Source organism: Flavobacterium okayamense (assembly GCF_019702945.1).
In the GTDB taxonomy this organism is placed as follows: domain Bacteria; phylum Bacteroidota; class Bacteroidia; order Flavobacteriales; family Flavobacteriaceae; genus Flavobacterium; species Flavobacterium okayamense.
The window spans coordinates 1,312,170-1,335,739 of the sequence record NZ_AP024749.1 but is presented as its reverse complement, the minus strand read 5'-3'; the positions used below and the strand labels follow the sequence as shown (position 1 = coordinate 1,335,739).

Here is a 23,570-nt window from a genome sequence, read left to right as displayed (position 1 = left end):
TTTATTGATGTTTGATTTTCTCATATAGTTTTACTAATGATTTTAGTAAAGCTACGGGAGATGTTAGTATTTGATAATGATTTTGACCGAACATTTGCGGTAAATAATATTTGGCTTGTGCTTCAATAGCTAAGGCATACGAATTAATTTTTCGCTCGTTCAATTCTCGTAATGCTTGTTTAATATCTTGAATGCCATGTTGTCCTTCGTATTTATCGTAATCGTTTGGTTTTCCATCGGAAAGCACGATAATCCATTTATTTTTAGCATCCAATTGATCCATTCTTGCTCCAGCGTGACGTAAAGCGGGACCAATTCGAGTATATCCATTAGGCTCAACAGCTCCGATTTTATGTTTGGCTTTGTTCCAACTTTCGTTGAAATCTTTCAAAGTGAGATAAGTTGTGAAATTTCTAGTTTTGGAATAAAATCCGTCAATAGCAAAATCGATATCGAACTCGTGCAGGATTTCCCCAAATAAAATGGAAACTTCTTTTTCTACATCAATCACACGATTTCCTGCGGCATAACCATCGCTTGAAAGACTAATATCTAGCAAAACCAAAATAGTAAGGTCTTTATCTTTCTTTCTTTGAGATAAATAAATGCGTTCGTCTGGCGATTTTCCAGAATGAATGTCGGTATATAAATCGGTTAATGCATCTAAATCGAAAGCGTCACCTTGTGATTGTCTTCGTTGTTGCTGCATTTTATTATTGACACTGGTCAGCATTTTTCGTAAACCATTTAAAGTGGTTTTGTACTTCGCCATCGTGTTTTTATAATAAGGCGAATGTGTTTTAAGTTGGGTTTTCGGATATACTTTACAGAAATCTGTTAAGTATTTTCGTTTTTTAAAATCCCACTCGTCGTATTTTAAATGAAAACCCTTTTCATCTATTTCAGCACTTTCGGCTATAGAAGTGTTTTCAACAAAATCTGCTTGATATACAGAATGCACCATATCATCAACCCGAACCGTAAACTTCATGTTCATTTCTTCCAAGGCTTCTTGATGATCTTTTAAATCATCTTTTCCATCAAAATCGCGCCAATTTCCGTTGAATTCTTCTGCAGTTTCAATTTTCTCGAAACTGTGCATAAGCACATAATCTTCTTGTTGTTTTTTGTCAATAGTAAGCGACTCAATTTCTTCAACAGCTTTTGCATGAAGCGTAGTTTCGGCTACAACATTATTTTTTATTTTCTTAGTATTGTCATCAAAGTTTTGTAACACATTTTCATCTTCAATTTCTTGAGTGTTTTTCATCCATTTTCCGTACAGCCAAGAATAATCAATGGATTGGTCTTTTTTATTAACGGGTAATTTTGGAACCGCATCATAATAAAACTCTTGCATGGATGGATATTTTTCAAACATTTCACCAATGACTAATGGCGCTGTTTCAAAGGCTTTTTCCAAAGAAAGTTCTGGTGAATTATCTTGGTTATCCCAATTCAAATTCAGTTGTTTCTGAATACTCAAATACACCGTTCTGAAAAAATAAAATTTCAGATTTTCCTCTTTTGTTGGAAAAAGCGAACAATTTATTGGAAGAAAGAAGTTTTTGTTTTTATAACCACCTTCTCGTTCGGCTGGAAAAATTTCGATTGGCGCACCACAAATCGCTCTTGCAAAAAGAGTCAATCGCGGTTTGATATCAGATAAGTTGATTTGACGGCTCAGAATTTCGGCATCATTGAGTCGTTTATTTTTAAAGTACTTGAGTACTCTTTTATAGATAATCTCGTCTAATTCTAAGCCCATATCTCAAATCTTTAAATCATTAAATCGCACAAATCGTTTAAAGCTTGAATGGTTTCTTGCTCATCTGTTAAAGGTTCAACAACGGCAACGTGAACGGCTAATCGTTTTGGTAATCCGTTATTGATAAGTTTCGCGGCGTCCACTAATAATCGAGTGGAAACGGTTTCGGTTAGCCCTAATTCGGTAAGATTTCTGATTTTAGTTCCGATTGCGACTAATTTTTGAGCAATATCTGCTTGAATTCCTGTTTCATTCACTAAAATTTCTGCTTCAATTTTAGGCTTTGGATAATCGAATGAAAGCGCAACAAAACGCTGACGTGTTGAAGGTTTTAATTCTTTAAAACCTTTTTGATATCCTGGATTGAAAGAGGCTACTAGTAGAAAATCAGAATGTGCCCTAATGGTTTCACCTAATTTATCAATAAAAAGTTCCCTTCTATGATCGGTTAAAGAGTGAATGGCTACAATAACATCTGGACGTGCTTCGGCAACTTCATCTAGATATAAAATATAACCGTTTTTTACAGCGATAGATAATGGTCCGTCAATCCAAACCGTTTCACTTCCTTTAATAATAAAACGTCCTATTAAATCGGTTGCAGAAGTTTCCTCGTGACAACTTACAGTGACTAATGTTTTGTTAACTTCATTTGCCATATATTCGATAAATCGAGATTTTCCAGAGCCTGTTGGTCCTTTCAATAATAAAGGCAATCGCAATTGGTTGATTTGATTAAAAATTTCAATTTCAGAGCAAACTGCTTTGTAAAAAATGGTTTTTTCAGCTACTTTCATGGCAATTTATTTTTAAAAAAACCGAAACCAAAAGCGGGCAGTGACAACTCTGGGCAATTGGTTTCGGCAGGGTTAGTTATTAAACGCTAATCAAAGATTAAAAACTAACCTTTACTATTCTTTTACTAGAGCTTCATCTGTAGGTTTACCATATTTGATAAACTCTAAGATGTATAAGGTAATTCCGGTTGTAAATAATGTGGCACAAAGCAACAATACTACAAAGTGAATACTGATTTCGTTTTGTACATCCATGAAATCCATTTTCATTTTACGTTCCATGTATACTTGAGCAACACCAGCAACACCAAAGGCTACAGTCATTCCTAACATTCCGATATTTGACAACCAAAATGCCATATGACCTCTTGTGCTATCGTATAATTTACGCCCTGTTATATTTGGAAGTGCATAACTAATAATTGCTAAAACAATCATAGCATAAGCTCCCCAAAACGCATAGTGTCCGTGCATAGCGGTTACTAATGTTCCGTGTGTATAAATATTTGTTTGTGGTAAAGTATGCGCAAATCCTAATAATCCAGCTCCAATGAAAGATACAATTGAAGCACCAATTGTCCAGAATAAAGCAATTTTATTTGGATGCGATTTTTCACCTTTTCTATACATATATACTGCAAATAATGCCATTGCTAAGAATGCTAACGGTTCTAATGCCGAAAAGATTCCACCGACAATTAACCAAATTTTGTTTACTCCGATATAATAATAGTGATGTCCTGTTCCTAATAAACCTGAAAGGAAAGTTAAACCTACAATTACATATAACCATTTTTCAATAACCTCACGGTCAACTCCGGTTAATTTGATTAATAAGTACGATAAAATACCGCCCATAATCAATTCCCATACACCTTCTACCCACAAGTGAACTACCCACCAACGAAAAAATGAATCGGTTACTTGGCTATCGAACCAAATCATTCCTGGTAAATACAACAAGGCTGCAAAAAGCAATCCCATTGAGAGTACTAAAGCAGTTGTTGTTCGTCTTTCTGCTTTAAAGAGTGTCCCTAAAATTAGTCCTAAAAACAATAGTACATTTACGACAACTAAAAAGTCTAATTCTCTTGGAATCTCAAGAAATTTTCTTCCTTCCCAAATATTAAAATGATAGCCAACGATGGCTAAAACACCAACAACAGCTAAGGAAATTAACTGAACATACGCCCATTTTACGCTGATTAATTCGCGTTGTGCTTCTTCAGGAATAATGTAATAAGCTGCCCCCATAAAACCAGTTAACAACCAAACTACTAATAAATTTGTGTGAACGGCTCTCGCTGTATTGAACGGTATAAAATCGTGAAGACCATCCATTCCAATACGGGCAAAGCCCATTATAAAACCGTAGATAATTTGTAATGCAAATAATAACATACACAATCCAAAGAACCAATACGCTACTTTTTGTGATTTATATTTCATCTTTCTATATTTTTTGGATTATTATTTATCTTTCGCTAAAGGTGATACTACACGGTCGAAACCATTCAAATCTATATTACCAATCCATTTAAAGTAAGCAATCATAGCTTCTGCATCGGCATCGTTCATTTGATATTTTACCATTTTTCGTCCTTTCGGTGCCCACGGTACAGGTGATTGTAAAACTGCTTTTACATAACCTTCGCCTCGACGTTCGATTACTTTTGTAAGTTCAGGAGCATAATAGCCTCCTTCCCCAAGTATGGTATGACAACCCATACAATTATTCGATTCCCAAATTTCCTTTCCTCGAATAACTTTTGCATCAATCTTATCATGATAAGTTTGATCATTTTTAGGCATGAACGAATAAACGGTTAAGCCTATAAAGACTAAAAAGGTTACTACAGTTCCTCCTAAAAAAAATGCTCGTGCTTGTGATTTTGATAACATATTTTAGGTGTTAGTTAGAAATTATGAAGGATATTTTTATCCTTTTTTATTTATTGCAAAATAAACATCATTAAATAATTTTTAATATGATTTGAATCATAGATAAACAAAATAATTAAAGATAATTTTGTCCTTTAATCTTATATAAATAAAAAATATGGTAATAGATAATAATAAAACTATAGGAGATATTGTAGCTAATGATTTTAGAACAGCAGGTGTTTTTAGTCAATTAGGTATTGATTTTTGCTGTAAAGGAAATAGAACAATAGATGAAGTATGTACAAAAAAAGGGATCGATAAATATGCGCTTTTGGACGAATTAGAACGTGTGACGGCAAACATTAACAATCAAGAAATTGATTTTAAATCATGGGAATTAGATTTGTTAATTGATTATATTGAGAAAAAACACCATCGTTATGTAGAAGAAAAAACGCCTGTATTGTTAGCGTTTTTAGACAAACTTACAAAAGTGCATGGTACAAAACATCCTGAATTATTTGAAATTAATAAACTTTTTTATCAAGGAGCAGGAGAATTAGCTCAACATATGAAAAAAGAAGAATTAATTCTTTTCCCATTTATAAAGAATATGGTTTCAGCAAATAAAAAAAATACTACGCTTGAAATGCCTGGTTTTGGTTCTGTTGAAAATCCAATTGCTATGATGAAACATGAACATGAAAATGAAGGGGAGCGTTATGAAAAAATTAAAGCTCTATCAAATAATTATAATCCACCTGCAGATGCTTGCAGCACATATAAAGTTACTTTCCAAATGTTAGAAGAGTTTGAACAAGATTTACATACTCATATTCATCTTGAAAATAACATTTTATTTCCAAAGGCGATTGATTTACAATCAAAGTTTAATTAGTTTTTAGGTTGGTGACAACTATGTTGTCAAAAAAGAAAAGGAGATTATGAAAATAATCTCCTTTTTGAATTAATAAAACATTGAATTATTTAGAAAATGATAGAATTTGAGGGTTAAATGAAAGCATTACCCAAGCCCAATTATTATTATTGTTTCTATTTCCTGATTTTAAAACTTCCATAGTTTTGGTTGCAAACATATGTGAATATCCCGCAGTTAATCCAACGTTTTTATGCAATTGATATGATGTTGTAAAATCTATTTCGGTTCCCAAATAAGAATCCATAGTTTGAGTTACATTTAAAGGTTCAATAGCATCTGCCGCCGTCATAAATACATGTGGAATTAAACTAAATTTCCAATTTTTAGCTGTATAATTCAATTTCAAATAAAGGTCTTGCAATCCTACAGAATTTTTATGATTTCCTACATAAAAATAATCCATATATCCATTAAATCCGTGGTTTGTTCCAAAAAGTGGTGCGAACGATTTTACTTTGTTGCTAGAATCGTTTTGAGCTTTTCCAGAAAGTATTTCATAACCTAAACTAGTGCTAAACTTTGCTGTAAAATTATATTTCATATTTAAGTCAACATTGTAAGCAAATACAGTATTACTTGACGATTTTCCTGTTTGTGTATAGAAACTTAAATCGGTATTAAACTTACTCTTTTTATATTTTAAAAATGTTCCAAAAGTTTGCAAATAATCAGTTTCTAATTCATTGGTTACAGCATCTTCATATTGAAAACCTGTGTTTAAAGCTAAAAGACTTACTTGAAAATCTTTTACAACTGTATGAAACCAAGCATATTGCAAGTTTTTATAATTAGTAGTGTACAAATCGCGATACAAATTTTCGGCATCGGCATTTAGCGCCGTACCTATATCTAATTTCATTTTATTTTTTTTGTATGAAACCACAAGTGCATCATGACTTTGTCCTTGTTGAGCCCAATCTATTTCGCCTAAAATTCTTTGATTGTCGTAACTTATAACTTGTCTACCAAAACGTGCGCTCCAATTTGAATTGAAATCGTATTGTCCCCAAGCTTCAAATAGCATAACACCGTTTTTATCGGAAGTAGTGGTAGTTTTAACATCGCCCCAAACTCTAACATTTTGAAGTTTTATATTTGCCGATAATTTTTCGTGCTTAAAATTTAAGTTTAATCTAGAACGTTGCGAGATAAAAGATGTGGGTAATTCATTATCTGGTATTAATTCTTTATATCCATTTCTGTATTCATATCTTGGTCTAAATTGTATACTTGCGTCAAATTCTTGGGCAAATGAAATCATAGACATATTTAAAAAGAATAAACTGAATACAATTCTATATATGTTCTTCATATTAAATTATTTTTTAGCTTCTGCTATTATTGTTTCAACAGTTTTATCATAGCTAACGCCTAATCCTTCTTGTTGATAAACCATTTCTCCTTCTTTATTAAATACACTTATAATATTTGAATGAGAAAAATCTATAGGTGAAATTTTTTTATAATTCACCGCTAAAACAGCTGCAAATTCTCTAGTTTGATTTTCATTTGAACTAAGAAAAACCCAATGATCATCTGTCATTTTATTCTCAATTGAAAATTCTTTTAAACGCTCTGGAGTGTCAACTTCTGGATCAATACTTACTAAAATAAACTTTACATTTTGTTTTAGTTCAGTACTAATTTGCTCTTCAATGTTTCGCATATCGGCTACTAATCTTGGACAAGCTGCTTTGCATGATGTATATATCATTACCATTACAAGAACGTTTCCTTTATAATCTTTTAATTCTATATTTTCGCCATTTTGATTTGTCCAGTTTTCGGGTAAATTGTAAATAGACATATCTGAGATTTGTTTTTCAATTTCAACACCATTTTTTATTTCTTGAGATTGATGGTCTTTTTTACAACTTACAAAAATGCAAAAAGTAACGAGTAATATGATAATTTTTCTCATTGTTAATAGTTAATTTATTGTTTTAGCGCACCTAAAACCTAAGTTTTTTGTGGTATAATTTGCTTTTATGCTGCCTCTAAAAGCATAGCGCATAAATGCGGCATAATTCATTAAATCAGTTGCATTTACAGAACCGCTGCCGCAAAACAAATTTTTGTCGGTATCTTTATCTTTTCTAGATTCTCCCGAAAGAAAAATGCTATTAAAATCAAATGTCCATTCCCAAATTAGTCCGTGCATATCATAAACGCCCCAGTAATTTTTAAAAGTACTTCCTACAGCTTGATTTGAAGAGTTGTTTTTTTCGTACCAACTTAAAATGTATTCATTAAATTCTTCTCGTGGGCGAGCGTCTTTTCGTTTTTCATCTGCCATGGCAACATATTCCCATTCGTCTAGTGTAACCAATCTTTTATCTTGACATTCGCAATATTTTTTTGCTGCAAACCACGAAATATTTGTAACCGGTGCATTTGGATTTAAAACTCCAAAATCAAAATCATTTTTCCATTGATACAAATAATTTGAATCTGCAAATAATCGTTTTATTTGGGATTTCGAATAAGTTGGATTAGTTTTTACAAATTCTAAATAATCTTTGTTGGTAACTGGATAAATATCAATTAAAAAAGTATTTACCTTAACTGTTTTGTCTTCTGTTGAACCATATAATGGTATAAATGTGCCTTCATTTATTTGTACCATTTTATTGTTGTTTTTTTGAGAAAAAGAGACAGAAGAACAGAATAATAAAAGGGCGTAAAGATATTTTTTTAAATTATGTAATTCCATCTCTCTATAATTTTAGTTCATTATTCGTGAATATCTTTAGCTTTTTTAACTGGTTTCGCTCTTTCAGTTTTAACCATTTCTGGAGTTACATTCGTTTTATTATTACCCCAACTATTATACACATAAGTTAATACATCGGAAATTTCTTGGTCAGTTAAATTTTGACTAGTCATTACCGAATTAAATTTGTTTCCATTTACAGTTATTTCTCCTGTTAATCCGTGTAAAACAGCACTAATTGCTCGATTGGAATCAGAATTTAAATAATCTGATTTTGCTAAAGGAGGGAAAGCACCTGGTATTCCTTGTCCTTCAGATTGGTGACAAGCAAAACAAGTTCTGCCATAAATATTTTTACCATCTGCAATTTGTTGTTCTAAAGTTTTGGCTACAATAATTTCTTTACCATTAACCGAAGGCATATTTTGAATAGTTCCTCCTTCTGGATGATATATACCTTCCTGAGTTGTTCCTGAATAGATTTTTTTGTCTTCATCACCTTCAACTTTTAACATTCCTAAAGCACCTTTATTAAATGCTCTGAAAATTGAATGATCAACTAATATAAAAGTACCAGGTACATCTACCTTAAACTCAACTATTGTAGCGCCTCCTGCAGGAATTAAAGTGGTTTGAACGTTTTCATTAATTAAATCACCTCCTTCAACATGTACTTTATCAAATATTTCTCCAATAACGTGGAACGAAGACACAATATTTGGACCACCATTACCCATGTATAGCCTAACCGTTTCTCCTTTTTTTGCTGTTAAAGCCCCATCACCTGTTAAAGCCCCAACTTTACCATTAAATACAACATAATCTGGGTGTTCATCAACCGCTTTTGTCATGTCAAAAGGTTGCATACCTGGTTCTCCATACTTTCCTTTAGTGTAAAAATCTCCTTGCATTACATAATATTCTTTATCTACAGGAGGTAAACCACCTTCTGGTTCAACTAAAATTAAACCATACATACCATTTGCTATGTGCATTCCAACTGGAGCTGTGGCACAATGATACACATATAAACCAGGATTAATACATTTAAAATTAAATGTTTTTTCTTGACCTGGCGCTACTAATGAAGATGTTGCTCCACCACCAGGACCTGTTACTGCGTGTAAATCGATATTGTGCGGTAACTTATTATCAGGATGATTACTTAGTGTAAACTCTACCTCGTCACCAACTCTTGTTCTAATAAAGCTACCAGGAACGCTTCCGCCGAAAGTCCAGTAAACATACTTAACACCGTCTGACATTTCACCTTCTTGCTCTTTAATTTCCATTTTAACAATTAGCTTTTTAGCAGGTCTGTTTCCCACAGGTTTAGGTACAAATGGTGGGGCTGTTAATTCTGCTACCATCTCTCCGTTTACTTTCATATCTACAGGAGTCAATTTTAATGTTTGATCCTTCTTGCACGAAACAACAAATGCTAACAATGCACTCATTACGAAAAATTTTAAATTTGATTTCATTTTTTTTAGAATTATTGATACAACAAATTTAAAGGACAAAAATGTCTTTTAATATGATTTATATCATTTTTGAAAAAAAATGTTAAACTTTTCTAAATAAAAAAAGTTTTATAATAAAGTTCCTATCTTTGTTAACCATTTGGTTAATCTAAAAAGTTAATTTATGTCAACTGAAGAAAAAATATTCGAAGCTGCATTTAAAGTTTTTCAAAGAAAAGGGTTTAGTGGTGCAAGAATGCAAGAAATAGCTGATGAAGCTGAGATTAATAAAGCCATGCTTCATTATTTCTTTCGAAGCAAAGAAAAACTATTTGAAGCCGTATTCTTAAATGCTTTTGGAAAATTGGCACCACAGGTTAATATTATTTTTAACTCTGAAGATTCAGTTTTTGCTAAGATTGAAAAGTTTACACAAAGCTACATCAATTTTGTTCTTGAATATCCATTTTTACCACAATTCATTGTCCAAGAAATGAATAATAATAGTGAATTTGTATCTAAGTTTTTAAATGTTGAAAACCGACCTAATCCTATTAAACTTATCGCTCAAATTGAAAAAGAAATTGAATTGGGAATAATAAAACCAATCAATCCTAAACAATTATTATTAGATATTTTCTCCATGACAATTTTCTCATTTGCAGCACAAGGTTTAGTAAAAGGCATGTTACAGCTAACAGAAGAAGATTTTAAATATCTAATGATTGAACGTAAAAAACATATAAGTAATCAAATAATTATGGCAATTAAAAATGATGAAGTATAAAATAGTAATAATAAGTTTTTTTCTTTTCCAAATAGTTACTGCTCAAGAGCAATTGACATTAGAAAAATGTTATCAATTGGTGGAAACTAATTATCCATTAGCGAAACAAAATTCAATTTTAGCAAATCAGCTTGAAGTTCAAACAGAAGCTTTTAATAAAGATAAATTACCAAAAATTTCGTTAAATGCTCAAGCTACTTATCAATCGGAAGTTACTCAAGTTCCTTTTTCTTTACCCAACGCTACAATTGAACCACTAAACAAAGATCAATATCGTGCAACTTTAGATGTGAACCAACTTATTTATAACGGAAATGTTATAGAAGCGCAAACTAATTTAAAAACAGCACAAACCAAAACGCAACAGCAACAGGTAAAAGTTACATTATATCAATTGAAAAGTGTTGTAAATCAATATTATTTTGGAATCTTATTGTTACAGAAAAAACAAGAATTAGTAACGGCAAAAAAAGTATTACTTCTCGAGAAAATTAAAGAAATTCAAGCGGCTGTTAAGTTTGATGCCGTTTTGCCTTCTTCTGAACAAGTAATTGAAGCTGAGATTATTAAAATTAATCAGCAATCTAACGATATTCGATACGAAAAATTAAAACTCTTCAATTATCTAAATAAATTAACTGATTCAAACTTTAATGAAGATACTGTATTAGTAGTAGAAAAATCAATTATAAGTCAAGAAGGTAGTCGTCCAGAATACAAATTATTTGAATTGCAAAATCAACAAATAGATGCGAATAAAAGCCTTATTTCTAAAACTAATTACCCAAAAGTGAATGCTTTTGCACAAGGTGGCTATGGAAATCCTGCTTTAAATATGTTGAATAATTCATTTGAAACTTTTTACATGGCTGGAATTCGATTAAACTGGACATTATTCGATTGGAATAAAACCAAAAAAGAAAAAGAGGCTTTAGAGATTTCAAAACAACTAATTGAAACCGAAAAAGAAACTTTTGAATTAAATATCAATAGCCAATTACAAGAAGTTAATTTTGAAATAGAGCGAATTGAGCAACAAATTATAAGTGATGCTGAGATTATTCAATTACGAGAAAAAATTGTTCTTTCAGCCGAAGCGCAAATGAAAAATGGTGTTATTACTTCATCAGATTATTTGAATGAAGTTACTCAACTTTTTGAAGCTAAAATCAACGAACAAACACATAAAGTTCAATTAGAATTGGCAAAAGCGAATTATCAAATTATTAAAGGAAATTAAATCGACATAAAATGAAAACATTCATAAAAATAATTTTTGTTTCAATAGTATTGTCAAGTTGTAATAAAAACAACGAAAATGCTGATGCATACGGAAATTTTGAAACTACCGAAGTTACCGTTTCCTCTGAAGCAAACGGTAAAATTGAGTTTTTAAATATTGAAGAAGGAAATGAAATCAAAAAAGGTCAAGTTGTAGCTTTAATCGATACGCTTCAATTGCATTTTAATAAAGAACAACTTAAAGCTTCTATAGCAACGGTTCAATCCAAATCAGCTTCGGTTTTATCACAAATATCTGTTTTAAACGAACAATTAAAAACCGCTAAAATTGAACAGAATAGAATTTTAAACATGTTCAACGAAAATGCAGCAACAAAAAGACAAGTAGATGAAATTGAAGGAAAAGTTAATGTAATCAACAAACAAATTAATAGTGTTCAAACGCAAAATGCACCTATTTTAAATGAAGTCAAATCTATTGAAGTTCAAATTGCAAAATTAGAAGACCAGATAAAAAAATCGCAAGTTATTAATCCAATTGACGGAACAGTTTTAACAAAATATGCCGAAGCATCAGAAATTACGGCCTTTGGAAAACCACTTTATAAAATTGCCAATCTTAATGAAATGGAGCTTCGTGTGTATTTTTCAGAGACACAGTTACCACAAATAAAAATTGGTCAGCATGTAAAAATTGTTATCGATTCTAATGATAGCACAAAATCCTACAACGGAACAATCTCTTGGATAAGTTCGCAAGCCGAGTTTACACCAAAAGTAATTCAAACCAAAGAAGAAAGAACCAATTTAGTTTACGCTGTAAAAGTAAAAGTAAAAAACGACGGAAGTTTAAAAATAGGAATGCCAGCTGAAGTATGGCTTAATTAATAATTAGATTCAGAATGAAAAAAGTATTATTTATCGCAATGTTATCTATTGCAATTGGATGCAAATCAACCAAAACAAATTCAAAATCAACAACTATGAACTTAAACAACTTACATACCGAAGATAAAGCTGTTCAAACAAACCTATTGTTTCAACCAAGTGAAGCTAAAGTGATTTCATTGCAAATTGCTAAAAACGAACAATTAAAAGAACACATAACAAAAGTTCCAGCTTTGTTAGTATGTGTAAATGGAAATGCTACTTATAATGACGAAAATGGAACATCTGTTCAATTACAATCGGGAGATTATTTCAATATTCCTGTAAATGTAAAACATTGGGTAGATGCACATGAAAAAAGTAATTTTTTATTGATAAAATAATTTATGAGTATTTCGGTTCAAAATATATCCAAAAGTTACAAAGAGGTTCAGGCGCTACAAAACATTAGTTTTGAAGTAAATGAAGGGGAACTCTTTGGATTAATTGGTCCAGATGGAGCGGGCAAAACTACTCTTTTTCGTTTACTCACTACTTTACTTATTCCTAATGAAGGAAATGCAACAGTAGCCGAATATGACATTATAAAAAATGTAAAAGAAATTAGAAATGCTGTAGGTTATATGCCAGGTAAATTCTCTTTATATCAAGATTTAACCATAGCAGAAAATTTAGAGTTTTTTGCAACCATTTTTGGTACAACTGTAGAAGAAAATTACGATTTAATCGAAGATATTTATGTGCAGATTGAACCTTTTAAAAATAGAAGAGCTGGAGCCTTATCAGGTGGAATGAAACAAAAATTGGCATTATGCTGCGCCTTGATTCATAAACCTAAAGTTTTGTTTTTAGACGAACCTACAACTGGAGTTGATCCTGTTTCGAGAAAGGAATTTTGGGAAATGCTCAAGCGATTAAAACAAAAAGGAATTACAATTTTAGTATCTACTCCTTATATGGATGAAGCCGCTTTGTGTGATAGAATTGCTTTAATTCAAGAAGGAAAAATATTAAAAATAGATTCGCCTGAAAACATTGTGAATTCGTATGAAAAAGCAATTTACGAAGTAAAATCAGATACGATGTATCAATTAATTGAAGATTTAAAAGCATTTCCATCAAGTTATAGCGTGTATGCTTTTGGTGAATTTGTTCATTATACTGATAAAGGCGATTTATTTAAAATTGAAAACTTAATGAGTTATTTAGCCGAAAAAGGGCATCAAAATATTACCATTCAAAAAGCAAAAACAAGTATTGAAGATGTTTTTATGGATTTATAAATGGAACAGACAATGAACCAACAAAAAATCATAGAAGTAGAAAACCTAACCAAAAAGTTTGGAGATTTTACAGCTGTAAAAAGTATTTCTTTTCACGTAAACAAAGGCGAAATATTTGGATTTTTAGGTGCAAATGGTGCTGGAAAAACTACGGCTATGAAAATGCTAATTGGTATTTCAAATCCTACAAGTGGTAACGCAATTGTTGCAGGTTATAATGTGCAATCACAAAGTGAATTGGTGAAAAAAAGTATTGGTTATATGAGCCAGAAATTTTCACTTTATGACGATTTATCGGTACAAGAAAACATTACATTTTTTGGTGGTATTTATGGTTTATCAAAAAATCAAATTAAATTAAAAACAGAAACTTTAATTGAAAATCTCCAATTGGGAAATATCACAAAAACTAAAGTTGGCGATTTGCCATTAGGTTGGAAACAGAAATTAGCGTTTTCGGTTGCACTATTACACGAACCTAAAATTGTTTTTTTAGATGAACCTACAGGAGGCGTTGATCCAATTACGAGAAGACAATTTTGGGAATTAATTTATGCCGAAGCTCATAAAGGAACAACCATTTTTGTTACAACACATTACATGGATGAAGCCGAATATTGTAATCGAGTTTCGATAATGGTTGAAGGTGTTATTGAAGCTTTAGATTCGCCAAAGAATTTGAAAAAACAATTTGGTGTTGAATCTATGAATGAAGTGTTTTTAAAGTTGGCTCGTAACATAGAATAATTAAATAGTAATGAAGCGATTTAGAGGTTTTGTAAAAAAAGAATTCTTTCACATTTTTAGAGATAAACGTTCACTTTTTATTCTCTTCGGAATGCCTATTGCTCAAATTTTATTATTTGGATTTGCCATTACTAATGAAATTAATAATGTAGAAGTAGCCATTTTAGATTATGCGAAAGATTCAGAATCTGAAAAAATTATTCAAAAGTTAAAAGCTTCAGAATATTTCAATATTGAAACTGAAATAACAAACGAGAAAGCAATTGCTTCTGAATTTAAAAAAGGAAAAATAAAAGCCATTTTACTATTTGAAAAAGATTTTTCAAAAAAACTTCAAACCGAAAATAAGGCAACAATACAAGTAATAACAGATGCTACCGAGCCAAATATTGCTAATACAATAGCTAATTATACACAATCTATACTATCAAATTATCAAAATCAAAATTCTAGTGCTAACAATATTGGGATAAATATTCAAACCCGAATGTTGTATAATCCAGAATTAAAAAGTGTTTTCAATTTTGTTCCTGGAGTTATGACCGTAATTTTGATGTTAGTATCTGCAATGATGACTTCAATTTCTATTACAAGAGAGAAAGAACTGGGTACAATGGAAGTCTTATTGGTTTCACCTTTAAAACCATTTCAAGTAATCATAGGAAAGGTTTTTCCGTATGTGTTTTTGTCAATTATCAATGCAATTGTAATTGTAAGTATGGGCTATTTTATTTTTGGAATGCCAATAAACGGAAGTCTCTTTTTGTTAGCTTTTGAAAGTATATTATTTATTATTACGGCTCTTTCATTAGGCATTTTTATTTCTACGATTTCTAAAACGCAACAAACTGCCATGATGATTTCTTTAATGGGTTTAATGCTTCCTGTTATCATTCTTTCTGGCTTTATATTTCCCATTGCATCTATGCCAATACCTATGCAAGTTATGAGTAATATTATCCCCGCAAAATGGTTTATTATTATAGTAAAATCGATAATGTTAAAAGGAGTTGGCTTACAATATATTGTAAAAGAAACAATGATTTTAATTCTGATGACGACAGTTTTTATTGGTTTAAGTATTAAAAATTACAAAATGAGATTAGAATAAAATGAAAATTATTTTATACATAGTTCAAAAAGAATTCAAGCAAATTTTTAGAGATAAAGGTATGCTTCGTTTAATTTTTATTTTACCAATTTTTCAACTTTTGGTATTATCCAATGCAGCTACATTTGATGTTAAAAACATTAAAGTTGCAATTGTAGATAATAGTCATTCAATGCAATCAAGAGCTTTAATTGAAAAGTTTCAAATGAACTCTTATTTTGCTGAAACGAAACTTTTAAACAGTTCAAATGAAGGAATTGAATACATAAATAAAGGAAAAACAGATGCAGTTATTGAAATTCCGAATAAATTTGAAAAGCAACTAAAAAACAATAACAAAACGTCAATTCAAGTTCTTATTAATGCAATTGATGGAGCTACAGCAGGTGTTCAAAATGTGTATATTGCTCAAATTGTTCAACAATACAATCAGAATATAACGCTTGAAAATAAAAACCTATCTAGTCAACAAAACTTGAGTAGAATAGAACTAATTCCATCATTTTGGTATAATAATACGTTAAATTATAAGACGTTTATGGTTCCAGGTATTTTAGTATTATTAGTTACCATGCTTACTTTATTCCTTTCTTCAATGAATATTGTTAGAGAGAAGGAATTAGGAACTTTAGAACAAATCAACGTTACACCAATAAAAAAACATCAATTCATAATTGGTAAATTATTTCCTTTTTGGGTATTAGGATTGGTTATTTTAACAATTGGGTTGTTAATTGCAAAATTAGTTTTTAACGTTCCTATGTTAGGAAATATATTTTTAGTGTATTTATTTACTGCAATTTATTTATTACTCATTTTAGGAATTGGTTTGTTTATTTCTAACCATACCGAAACACAACAGCAAGCTATGTTTATTGCTTGGTTTTTTATGGTGATTTTTATTCTAATGAGCGGTTTATTTACACCGATTGAAAGTATGCCTAAATGGGCTCAAAATATAACACTCTTTAATCCAATTCGTTATTTTGTTGAATTTATTCGAATGGTTCTCCTTAAAGGAGCAGGTTTACAAGAGGTTTTGATAAATTTATCAATAATTACTGCATTTGCTATTACTATAAATGGATTAGCAGTTTGGAGTTATAGAAAAACAAACTGATATAACATTTGTATTATAAACTTTTTTGTAAGAAAACCTTTCTATTTTGCTGATACAATATTTTACTTCTCTTTATTTATAAGGGTTAAAGAGGTAAAGGTGTGCAAAAGGTGCTAATTTTTAAAGAAAAAGAGCTACAAAAAAGAGCTCTTTTTTTAAAAAAAACTAGCATAAAAGTGAGTCGTTTTTTTGAAATTAGAAATAAAAAACTATATTTGCACAAATAAAAGTAAACAAAAACGTAAACGTTTTTACTTTTTATAGTGGAAAATAAAATATTAGGTTATTGATTTTCAGGTTTTTAAAAATTAACAATTGATGAGTTTTAAACTCATAACCCGAAGGTCACTGGTTCGAGTCCAGTTCCCGCTACTAAAAAGAGAGAATCAAGAAATTGATTCTCTCTTTTATTTATTACTAAATCAAATTATAATTTGAAAATATATAGGTATTCCAATAGTTATGTTGATAGGAAAAGTAATTGCTATAGCCATAGGTATGTATAAGCCAGGGTTTGCAGAAGGAACACTTATTTTCATAGCTGCAGGCACTGCGATATAAGATGCACTTGCAGCTAGAATTGAAAGCAATAATCTATCACCTATTTCAGAAAGGAAAAATTGACTTAAAAAAGCCATTAAACACCCATTTAGCAGCGGGATAATAATTGCAAATAAAAATGTAAATCTTCCAAATTTTGTTAAGTCTTTTAATTTTTTTCCACTAGATATCCCCATATCCAATAAAAAAATTGCTAAAAATCCTTTAAAAATATCTGTCGTAAAAGGTTTTATTCCCATTGCTTGTTGTTCGCTTGCCACAAAACCTATTATTAAACTCCCAATAATTAACAAAACACTACCATTTGTAACAGAATGCTTTAAAATTTTAAAAATAGAATGGTTTTCAATTTCTTTTTGTTTTGTAAACAAACGAATCAAAATAACACCTACAATGATTGCTGGAGCTTCCATTAATGCCATAACAGCGACCATATGTCCACTAAATGAAATATTTTGCAGTTCTAAAAAAGAGATTGTAGTCACAAATGTTACTGCACTTACAGATCCATAAGCTGCTGCAATCGCACCAGAATTCTCAATTGATAATTTTCTTTTCAAGAAGAAAAAAGAATAAACAGGAATTACAATTGCAGAAAAGATTCCTAAAATAACACTCCAAATAATTCCCATATCAAGTTCACTGTGCGCTAATTCTTGACCTCCTTTAAACCCAATGGAGAAAAGCAAATAAATAGATATGAATTTTGAAGAATTTTCTGGTATTCGTAAATCACTATTTAGTCTTATTGCTATAAATCCTAAAATAAAAAATAATAATGCAGGATTTTTAAGGTTTTCTATTAATAAGTCTGTATTCATAGTTATTTATTTGAAGCTCTGGTTAAACGATCATTTATTGTACTTCCTAATTGACTTTCAGGAAAATATTTAAATATTATTTCATCGAAATTTAAATTATCTATTTCAAAAAGTGTATTGTATAGTTTTCTGGCAACTTCATCTAAATCATTCTGTTCTGAAAGATTAAAGATTGTTAAATTGTTTGGAATTGTTTCCGAAATAATTCCTGCAGTCAAAAACGCTATTTTCTTATCCTGATTTTTCTCGCAAAACTCTTCCCAATTATTAATGTTTTGCATACTGGTCTTTGGCGCATAATGTTTAGAAAACATTCCTGGTGCAAGAATCAAATTTGTGGGCTCATTTAATACTTTAACTTTGCCTACAACTTTTTCAACTAATTCTTTTGATAATGCACCTAATCTATAAATAATTGGCTCTCCTCTTTCAAAACCTATTATTGTTGACTCTAGACCTTTTTCACATTCTCCGCCTTCTAGAACATAATGAAGAGGTTTGTCATTAAAATAGTTATTTATATGATGTGTAGATGTAGCACTAGTCCTATTAGAAGGATTTGCACTTGGTGCTGCAAGAGGAAAATCAAGTTCATTTAATAGTTCTAATAGAATTTTTTTTGCAGGCACTCTTAATGCAACCGTTTCTTTTCCTGAAGTAATATGATTTGGAATTAATCCAGATTTTTCCAAAACTAGTGTTAATGGACCAGGCCAGAATGCATTGGCTAAAATTTTTGCCTTAACAGGAATATTAATTGCGTACTTAAATAATTCTTTTTCCGATTTTAAATGAACAATTAATGGATTATTCTTAGGTCTATTTTTTAAATGATATATTTTTTCAACAGCCTTTTCGTTAAAAATATTTGCTGCTAATCCATAAACAGTCTCTGTTGGAATAGCAACTACTTCCCCTTTTCGAAGCCAATATGAAGCTTCAAAAATATCATTACCTATTCTCATAATTAAGGATTACAATTATTACAATACATGGGGTCTTCGTTTTCTTTTTTATGTGGATATTTCTTTTCCAATTTAAAATTGCATTTTTGACATTCATATATGTATTTCAAAGTACTTTCTGTTGGATTTCCACACCATTTACATGGCAAACCTGAAATAACTTCTTTTACATCAAAACCGGGAATTTTACAATTTGGGCAAAGTGATTTACATTTTTCTATTAGCTTCTTTGTCACTTCTTCAATCACTTGCATTCTTGTTGGATTAAACATTGCTCTCATATCAGTTTCTGCAATTACTTTTTCACTAACAGATTGAAAAAACTCATATTTTTCAATAAGAGTTTTTTGATTAGTAATTCCTTTACAACAATGCTTAAAATTTTTATAATCCGATTTTAATATTAAAGCATGCGAAGGAAATTTAATTTTTTCAGCAAAATTTAGAAGTGAATGAAAGTCAATAATCTCTTCAGTTAAAAAATTTGTTTTTGTGCTCAACACTTTTACTACTATCTCAATATCATTTTTAAAATCTTTAAGCATCACAAACTCTTCATTAGCTGATGTAAAAAAATAAAAAGGATGGGCGCCAAATGAACCTTCAGAAGCTAATATCAAATCAACCTGATTCTTTTTCATAGCTATAAAACACTTCTTTCTTAAAGTTTCAATGGCGCTTCCTTCCCTCTCTATTTCACCAGAAAAAGTTCCCAACTCATCAGTGTTAAAAAATTTATTTTTAACAACCTTTACTTTTAATTTACTCTCAAGTATTGGTTGCATTACTTTTTCTTTACCATGAATCGTTGCAATTAATAACTTTCTCCCTTTAAACATCTTGCTTTTTAGTCAATTATTTCTAAAAAAATTCCACCATTAATTTTGACATTTTTGTTTAAATTTTCTGAAGCTGTTAAAATTCTTCGAATCTTATTCCTTTCTTCATTTAATTCAATTATTCTATTTTTTGAATGTGTAATATCTCCATGGTTTCTTTCTTCTTTGCTAAAAATATCTTTTTGATGAAAATTTATTTTATTAGAATATAATTCCATTAGTATTGTTAAAGCATCTTTAACTGAAAAAGTACCATTTAATAGATTAAAATTATTTTCTTTCATAACCTTTATTTTTTGATAAAAACATAAATATTAGTAGATTCAAAATAATCATTCCTGATAATGCAAGTTGCTCAATTATAATACTCATAACTCATTTATATTAAATTAGATTTATTGTCCCTGTCCCATTGAAAAGCCTTTTACACCATCAAATTGATATAGATTTTCAGTTTTTATGACATCTAAACCAAAATCTATTGCGCTAGTCAACAACCTTACAACTGATAAAGAGGTAATTTTAGTTTCATCTAATGTTTGAAATCTACATCTCCAATGGTCTGTACAAAATGTTTCATCAAATCCATTTGGCCATACTTTAACACCACGGTTTGTAATCATAACCAATTTTAAATTTTCCTGCTCAATTTTTTGTAAAATAGTTGCAAGCTCATCCGCTTTGTAACCATCCCAATGAACAAATAAATCAACTCCTAATAGATCTTTTTGTAATCGTTTTTTTCTTTCATATTTAGGCAATTGAATTAAACTCTGTTTCGGAGAAAAAACTGGTTTTAATTGAACAGGTACAGTTCCTAAATTTTTAATTACTGCTTCAGCAAATTCTTTAGTCCCTGCAAGCTTTGTGCTTATATTTTCATCGTAAATATCAGCAGTATGTATGCCTTCTTCTATTGTTTTTAACCATGCATTTTGAATCTTAGTTGCCTCATTAGAAAATCCTAAGTGATTTAACATAGCTATTCCTGCTTGAAGTAAACCTGATGGATTTGCTATGTTTTGTCCAGCAATATCAGGCGCTGAACCATGAATAGCTTCAAACATTGCACATTCATTTCCAATATTTACCGAACCTGCTAGACCTACCGAGCCAGCAATTTGAGCTGCAACATCTGAAATAATATCTCCATAAAGATTTGAAGTTACGATTACATCAAACTTTTCAGGATGATCAGCTAAATAAGCCGTACCTATATCAATAATCATATGATTTGCCTCAATATCAGGATATTCAACCGCAATTTCCTTGAATACTTTATGAAATAATCCGTCAGTTTGTTTCATTATATTATCCTTGCTAAAGCATGTAACTTTTTTTCTTCCATAATTTTTGGCATATTCAAATGCATAGCGAATAATTTTTTCACAGCCTGGTCTGCTAATTAATTTTAAACATTGAACAACTTCATCGGTTTGTTGGTGTTCAATACCAGCGTATAAATCTTCTTCGTTTTCTCGAACTATTACCACATCTAAATTTGGAAACTTAGTTTTCACATAAGGATGAAGCGCTACACATGGGCGAATATTTGCATACAATCCTAATGCTTTCCTCATCGTAACATTCAAGCTTTTGTAGCCACCTCCCTGTGGAGTTGTAATTGGAGCTTTTAATAAAACTTTATTTGTCCTAATAATATTCCAAGAATCATCCGAAATCCCAGAACTATTTCCAGATAAGTAAACTTTTTCACCAATTTCAATTTCTTCAAATTCGATACTAGCTTTTGTCGATTTAATAATTTTTAGAACTGCTTCCATTATTTCAGGACCAATTCCATCTCCTTTTGCAATAGTTACTTTTTTCATTGTGATTTATTTTTTGACAAATATCTAATCAAATAATCATATATTTTTATTTATATTTTATATTTTTATCATAAAAATATTTTATGAATTACACATTACATCAACTTAGCATTTTTTTAAAAATTGTTGAAACTAAGAATATAACAAAGGCTGCAGATGAACTAAACTTGACACAACCTGCGGTTTCAATTCAGTTGAAAAATTTTCAAGATCAGTTTGAAATTCCATTAACTGAAATAATTGGAAAACAATTATTTGTAACTGATTTCGGAAATGAAATTGCCACAGTTGCTAAAGAAATATTTGAAAAGACAGAAGACATCAAAAACAAAACCAATTCTTATAAAGGATTAATTACCGGTAAATTAAAAATTGCATCAGTATCTACAGGGAAATATGTAATCCCATACTTTCTTAGTAAATTCATTAATGAAAACCCGGGTATAGAACTAATATTAGATGTAACAAACAAGTCAAAAGTTATTGATAGTATAGAAAAGAATGAAGTTGATTTTGGCTTTGTTTCAATTATTCCAGAAAATCTATTAGTATTTAATGAAGAACTTCTACTCAACAAAATTTTTCTTGTTTGTAATAACGATATTTACAATAATTTAAAAAAACTTAAATTAAAGGATTTAGAAAATTTACCTATAATTTTTAGAGAAGAAGGTTCAGGTACCAGATTTAAAATGGAACGCTTTTTTGAAGCCAACAAAATTAAAATAACCAAACGATTGGAACTTACTTCAAACGAAGCTGTTAAACAAGCTGTTATTGCTGGTTTAGGAATTTCGATAATGCCATTAATTGGTATAAAAAACGAAATTCTTAATGGTGATTTAAAAATAATTAACCTTAAACAATTACCACTTATTACAAATTGGAATTTAATTTGGAATAGTCATAAATCACTATCTCCTGTAACAAAAGCTTTTTTAGAACATTTAAAACAAAATAAATCTTTAATAATTGAATCAAATTTTCAATGGTTCAATGAGTTTTAATTAAAAAAGGTGCATTATAGCACCTTTTTAAGTAAGAAAAAGTTGTTTTAAAAACTTATTTTGTTGCTTTTACATCAACACTAATTTCGATATCTTTACTAATCATCCATTCAGCTGGATCTGCATCTGAAGTACCAAATTTAATTCCCCATTCAGCACGATTTACAGTAAAATCTGCAAGAATAGTAACCGTATTGTTAACTACATCAATTTTAGCAGGAAAAGAAACATTTAATGTATTCCCTAATAAAGTTAAGTTTCCGCTTAACATTTTGTTCGCATCTTTTACACCTTCTCCTTCAGCTAATGGTGCAGTTAAATCTTCAATTTTAGTAATTTTAAATTCCGCAGTTTTATTATTTTCAACATCAAAGAAATCTGCATTCTTTAAGTGAGCTTCTAAATCTGTGGCTTTTTTACCTTCTTCTGTAACAGATGCCGGATCAACCTTTAACGATTGCATATCTATTACAAAATTCCCAGCATTTACAGCATCACCAGAAACAGAAATTTCTCCTGTTTGTACTCTTAAAGTTCCCCAACGTGGAGCAAAATCACCTTTGTGAAATGCTTTCCATTTAACTACTGAACTAGTTGTATCTACTGCAAATACATTTTCTGTAGTTTCTGCAACTTCTTGTTCTTCTGCAGTTGTTGTACTTTCTGAAGACTTACCTCCACAAGATGCTAAAATAAATCCGGCTGCTAATAAAGCTAATAAACCCTTTTTTTTCATAGTATAAATATTAAATTGTTTTTTTCACGTTTTACAATTGCAAATTTGACATTTAAAAAATAAACA

At 30.3% G+C, this 23,570-nt stretch carries 24 protein-coding genes; 10 read left to right on the top strand and 14 right to left on the bottom strand.

Annotation, left to right across the window (positions count from 1 at the left end; all coding sequences use genetic code 11):
• Position 1: 1 nt before the first annotated feature.
• From KK2020170_RS06110 to KK2020170_RS06095, 4 genes are all read right to left on the bottom strand, one after another.
• The gene (locus tag KK2020170_RS06110; RefSeq protein WP_072784492.1) at positions 2 to 1,768 is read right to left on the bottom strand and encodes a nitric oxide reductase activation protein NorD; all 1,767 of its coding nucleotides are present in this window, start codon (positions 1,766 to 1,768) and stop codon (positions 2 to 4) included.
• Between the two features lie 11 nt (positions 1,769 to 1,779).
• Positions 1,780 to 2,565 (bottom strand): CbbQ/NirQ/NorQ/GpvN family protein, encoded by a 786-nt coding sequence (locus KK2020170_RS06105; RefSeq protein WP_072784490.1) that lies wholly within the window; start codon positions 2,563 to 2,565, stop codon positions 1,780 to 1,782.
• A 114-nt stretch (positions 2,566 to 2,679) separates the two neighbouring features.
• Positions 2,680 to 4,014 (bottom strand): cbb3-type cytochrome c oxidase subunit I, encoded by a 1,335-nt coding sequence (locus KK2020170_RS06100; RefSeq protein ID WP_072784489.1) that lies wholly within the window; start codon positions 4,012 to 4,014, stop codon positions 2,680 to 2,682.
• A 21-nt stretch (positions 4,015 to 4,035) separates the two neighbouring features.
• Positions 4,036 to 4,467, bottom strand: a complete 432-nt coding sequence (locus KK2020170_RS06095) for a c-type cytochrome (RefSeq protein ID WP_072784487.1) — start codon at positions 4,465 to 4,467, stop codon at positions 4,036 to 4,038.
• A 157-nt stretch (positions 4,468 to 4,624) separates the two neighbouring features.
• Here KK2020170_RS06095 and ric point away from each other — a divergent pair, with 157 nt between their 5' ends.
• Complete coding sequence (gene ric, locus KK2020170_RS06090; RefSeq protein ID WP_221259924.1) at positions 4,625 to 5,347, top strand: iron-sulfur cluster repair di-iron protein; 723 nt, start codon at positions 4,625 to 4,627, stop codon at positions 5,345 to 5,347.
• Positions 5,348 to 5,432: 85 nt separating this feature from the next.
• Here ric and KK2020170_RS06085 read toward each other — a convergent pair whose 3' ends face one another.
• The 4 genes from KK2020170_RS06085 to nirK are packed head-to-tail and all read right to left on the bottom strand — an operon-like array spanning position 5,433 to position 9,586.
• Positions 5,433 to 6,701 carry an alginate export family protein gene (locus KK2020170_RS06085; protein ID WP_221259923.1) on the bottom strand — a complete coding sequence of 423 codons (1,269 nt, stop codon included), beginning with the start codon at positions 6,699 to 6,701 and terminating at the stop codon, positions 5,433 to 5,435.
• A gap of 6 nt (positions 6,702 to 6,707) precedes the next feature.
• Positions 6,708 to 7,310, bottom strand: a complete 603-nt coding sequence (locus KK2020170_RS06080) for an SCO family protein (RefSeq protein WP_221259922.1) — start codon at positions 7,308 to 7,310, stop codon at positions 6,708 to 6,710.
• 9 nt (positions 7,311 to 7,319) lie between these two features.
• Positions 7,320 to 8,102 carry a formylglycine-generating enzyme family protein gene (locus KK2020170_RS06075; protein WP_072784480.1) on the bottom strand — a complete coding sequence of 261 codons (783 nt, stop codon included), beginning with the start codon at positions 8,100 to 8,102 and terminating at the stop codon, positions 7,320 to 7,322.
• A 20-nt stretch (positions 8,103 to 8,122) separates the two neighbouring features.
• Positions 8,123 to 9,586, bottom strand: coding sequence for a copper-containing nitrite reductase (gene nirK, locus KK2020170_RS06070; RefSeq protein WP_221259921.1), 1,464 nt, complete (start codon positions 9,584 to 9,586; stop codon positions 8,123 to 8,125).
• A gap of 163 nt (positions 9,587 to 9,749) precedes the next feature.
• Here nirK and KK2020170_RS06065 point away from each other — a divergent pair, with 163 nt between their 5' ends.
• From KK2020170_RS06065 to KK2020170_RS06030, 8 genes are read left to right on the top strand one after another with little or no spacing between them, the layout of a single operon-like run.
• Complete coding sequence (locus KK2020170_RS06065) at positions 9,750 to 10,352, top strand: TetR/AcrR family transcriptional regulator (protein ID WP_072784477.1); 603 nt, start codon at positions 9,750 to 9,752, stop codon at positions 10,350 to 10,352.
• Entirely contained in the window at positions 10,339 to 11,592 is a 1,254-nt protein-coding gene (locus KK2020170_RS06060) for a TolC family protein (RefSeq protein WP_227658662.1), read from the top strand. The genes KK2020170_RS06065 and KK2020170_RS06060 overlap by 14 nt, the downstream gene beginning before the upstream one ends.
• Before the next feature lie 11 nt (positions 11,593 to 11,603).
• Complete coding sequence (locus tag KK2020170_RS06055) at positions 11,604 to 12,482, top strand: HlyD family secretion protein (RefSeq protein ID WP_072784473.1); 879 nt, start codon at positions 11,604 to 11,606, stop codon at positions 12,480 to 12,482.
• Positions 12,483 to 12,496: 14 nt separating this feature from the next.
• The gene (locus tag KK2020170_RS06050; protein WP_227658661.1) at positions 12,497 to 12,865 is read left to right on the top strand and encodes a cupin domain-containing protein; all 369 of its coding nucleotides are present in this window, start codon (positions 12,497 to 12,499) and stop codon (positions 12,863 to 12,865) included.
• 3 nt (positions 12,866 to 12,868) lie between these two features.
• The gene (locus KK2020170_RS06045; protein ID WP_072784471.1) at positions 12,869 to 13,765 is read left to right on the top strand and encodes an ABC transporter ATP-binding protein; all 897 of its coding nucleotides are present in this window, start codon (positions 12,869 to 12,871) and stop codon (positions 13,763 to 13,765) included.
• A gap of 12 nt (positions 13,766 to 13,777) precedes the next feature.
• Positions 13,778 to 14,512, top strand: a complete 735-nt coding sequence (locus tag KK2020170_RS06040; protein ID WP_072784666.1) for an ABC transporter ATP-binding protein — start codon at positions 13,778 to 13,780, stop codon at positions 14,510 to 14,512.
• A gap of 10 nt (positions 14,513 to 14,522) precedes the next feature.
• Positions 14,523 to 15,623 (top strand): ABC transporter permease, encoded by a 1,101-nt coding sequence (locus KK2020170_RS06035; RefSeq protein WP_221259920.1) that lies wholly within the window; start codon positions 14,523 to 14,525, stop codon positions 15,621 to 15,623.
• A gap of 1 nt (position 15,624) precedes the next feature.
• A complete protein-coding gene (locus KK2020170_RS06030) occupies positions 15,625 to 16,743 on the top strand; it encodes an ABC transporter permease (RefSeq protein ID WP_221259919.1) in 1,119 nt (372 codons plus the stop codon).
• A 422-nt stretch (positions 16,744 to 17,165) separates the two neighbouring features.
• On the opposite strand, the gene KK2020170_RS06025 is transcribed toward KK2020170_RS06030, so the two are convergent.
• The 5 genes from KK2020170_RS06025 to KK2020170_RS06005 all read right to left on the bottom strand — a co-directional run bounded on the left by KK2020170_RS06025 (position 17,166) and on the right by KK2020170_RS06005 (position 21,761).
• A complete protein-coding gene (locus KK2020170_RS06025; RefSeq protein ID WP_221259918.1) occupies positions 17,166 to 18,125 on the bottom strand; it encodes a sodium-dependent bicarbonate transport family permease in 960 nt (319 codons plus the stop codon).
• 2 nt (positions 18,126 to 18,127) lie between these two features.
• Positions 18,128 to 19,090, bottom strand: a complete 963-nt coding sequence (locus KK2020170_RS06020; protein WP_221259917.1) for an L-threonylcarbamoyladenylate synthase — start codon at positions 19,088 to 19,090, stop codon at positions 18,128 to 18,130.
• A gap of 2 nt (positions 19,091 to 19,092) precedes the next feature.
• Complete coding sequence (locus tag KK2020170_RS06015) at positions 19,093 to 19,929, bottom strand: DUF6671 family protein (protein WP_221259916.1); 837 nt, start codon at positions 19,927 to 19,929, stop codon at positions 19,093 to 19,095.
• A gap of 8 nt (positions 19,930 to 19,937) precedes the next feature.
• Entirely contained in the window at positions 19,938 to 20,213 is a 276-nt protein-coding gene (locus KK2020170_RS06010) for a hypothetical protein (protein WP_221259915.1), read from the bottom strand.
• A 111-nt stretch (positions 20,214 to 20,324) separates the two neighbouring features.
• Complete coding sequence (locus KK2020170_RS06005) at positions 20,325 to 21,761, bottom strand: NADP-dependent isocitrate dehydrogenase (RefSeq protein WP_221259914.1); 1,437 nt, start codon at positions 21,759 to 21,761, stop codon at positions 20,325 to 20,327.
• A gap of 83 nt (positions 21,762 to 21,844) precedes the next feature.
• On the opposite strand from KK2020170_RS06005, the gene KK2020170_RS06000 reads away from it, so the two are divergent.
• Positions 21,845 to 22,768 (top strand): LysR family transcriptional regulator, encoded by a 924-nt coding sequence (locus KK2020170_RS06000; protein ID WP_221259913.1) that lies wholly within the window; start codon positions 21,845 to 21,847, stop codon positions 22,766 to 22,768.
• A 55-nt stretch (positions 22,769 to 22,823) separates the two neighbouring features.
• Here the strand turns inward: KK2020170_RS06000 and KK2020170_RS05995 are convergent, their stop codons facing one another.
• A complete protein-coding gene (locus KK2020170_RS05995) occupies positions 22,824 to 23,504 on the bottom strand; it encodes a YceI family protein (RefSeq protein ID WP_221259912.1) in 681 nt (226 codons plus the stop codon).
• Between the last annotated feature and the right edge of the window lie 66 nt (positions 23,505 to 23,570).

Bases quoted from the DNA above. Each gene is read 5' to 3' on its own strand.
- KK2020170_RS06110 (WP_072784492.1), bottom strand. From the start codon at position 1,768: ATGGGCTTAGAATTAGACGAGATTATCTATAAAAGAGTACTCAAGTAC.
- KK2020170_RS06105 (WP_072784490.1), bottom strand. From the start codon at position 2,565: ATGAAAGTAGCTGAAAAAACCATTTTTTACAAAGCAGTTTGCTCTGAA.
- KK2020170_RS06100 (WP_072784489.1), bottom strand. From the start codon at position 4,014: ATGAAATATAAATCACAAAAAGTAGCGTATTGGTTCTTTGGATTGTGT.
- KK2020170_RS06095 (WP_072784487.1), bottom strand. From the start codon at position 4,467: ATGTTATCAAAATCACAAGCACGAGCATTTTTTTTAGGAGGAACTGTA.
- ric (WP_221259924.1), top strand. From the start codon at position 4,625: ATGGTAATAGATAATAATAAAACTATAGGAGATATTGTAGCTAATGAT.
- KK2020170_RS06085 (WP_221259923.1), bottom strand. From the start codon at position 6,701: ATGAAGAACATATATAGAATTGTATTCAGTTTATTCTTTTTAAATATG.
- KK2020170_RS06080 (WP_221259922.1), bottom strand. From the start codon at position 7,310: ATGAGAAAAATTATCATATTACTCGTTACTTTTTGCATTTTTGTAAGT.
- KK2020170_RS06075 (WP_072784480.1), bottom strand. From the start codon at position 8,102: ATGGAATTACATAATTTAAAAAAATATCTTTACGCCCTTTTATTATTC.
- nirK (WP_221259921.1), bottom strand. From the start codon at position 9,586: ATGAAATCAAATTTAAAATTTTTCGTAATGAGTGCATTGTTAGCATTT.
- KK2020170_RS06065 (WP_072784477.1), top strand. From the start codon at position 9,750: ATGTCAACTGAAGAAAAAATATTCGAAGCTGCATTTAAAGTTTTTCAA.
- KK2020170_RS06060 (WP_227658662.1), top strand. From the start codon at position 10,339: ATGATGAAGTATAAAATAGTAATAATAAGTTTTTTTCTTTTCCAAATA.
- KK2020170_RS06055 (WP_072784473.1), top strand. From the start codon at position 11,604: ATGAAAACATTCATAAAAATAATTTTTGTTTCAATAGTATTGTCAAGT.
- KK2020170_RS06050 (WP_227658661.1), top strand. From the start codon at position 12,497: ATGAAAAAAGTATTATTTATCGCAATGTTATCTATTGCAATTGGATGC.
- KK2020170_RS06045 (WP_072784471.1), top strand. From the start codon at position 12,869: ATGAGTATTTCGGTTCAAAATATATCCAAAAGTTACAAAGAGGTTCAG.
- KK2020170_RS06040 (WP_072784666.1), top strand. From the start codon at position 13,778: ATGAACCAACAAAAAATCATAGAAGTAGAAAACCTAACCAAAAAGTTT.
- KK2020170_RS06035 (WP_221259920.1), top strand. From the start codon at position 14,523: ATGAAGCGATTTAGAGGTTTTGTAAAAAAAGAATTCTTTCACATTTTT.
- KK2020170_RS06030 (WP_221259919.1), top strand. From the start codon at position 15,625: ATGAAAATTATTTTATACATAGTTCAAAAAGAATTCAAGCAAATTTTT.
- KK2020170_RS06025 (WP_221259918.1), bottom strand. From the start codon at position 18,125: ATGAATACAGACTTATTAATAGAAAACCTTAAAAATCCTGCATTATTA.
- KK2020170_RS06020 (WP_221259917.1), bottom strand. From the start codon at position 19,090: ATGAGAATAGGTAATGATATTTTTGAAGCTTCATATTGGCTTCGAAAA.
- KK2020170_RS06015 (WP_221259916.1), bottom strand. From the start codon at position 19,929: ATGTTTAAAGGGAGAAAGTTATTAATTGCAACGATTCATGGTAAAGAA.
- KK2020170_RS06010 (WP_221259915.1), bottom strand. From the start codon at position 20,213: ATGAAAGAAAATAATTTTAATCTATTAAATGGTACTTTTTCAGTTAAA.
- KK2020170_RS06005 (WP_221259914.1), bottom strand. From the start codon at position 21,761: ATGAAAAAAGTAACTATTGCAAAAGGAGATGGAATTGGTCCTGAAATA.
- KK2020170_RS06000 (WP_221259913.1), top strand. From the start codon at position 21,845: ATGAATTACACATTACATCAACTTAGCATTTTTTTAAAAATTGTTGAA.
- KK2020170_RS05995 (WP_221259912.1), bottom strand. From the start codon at position 23,504: ATGAAAAAAAAGGGTTTATTAGCTTTATTAGCAGCCGGATTTATTTTA.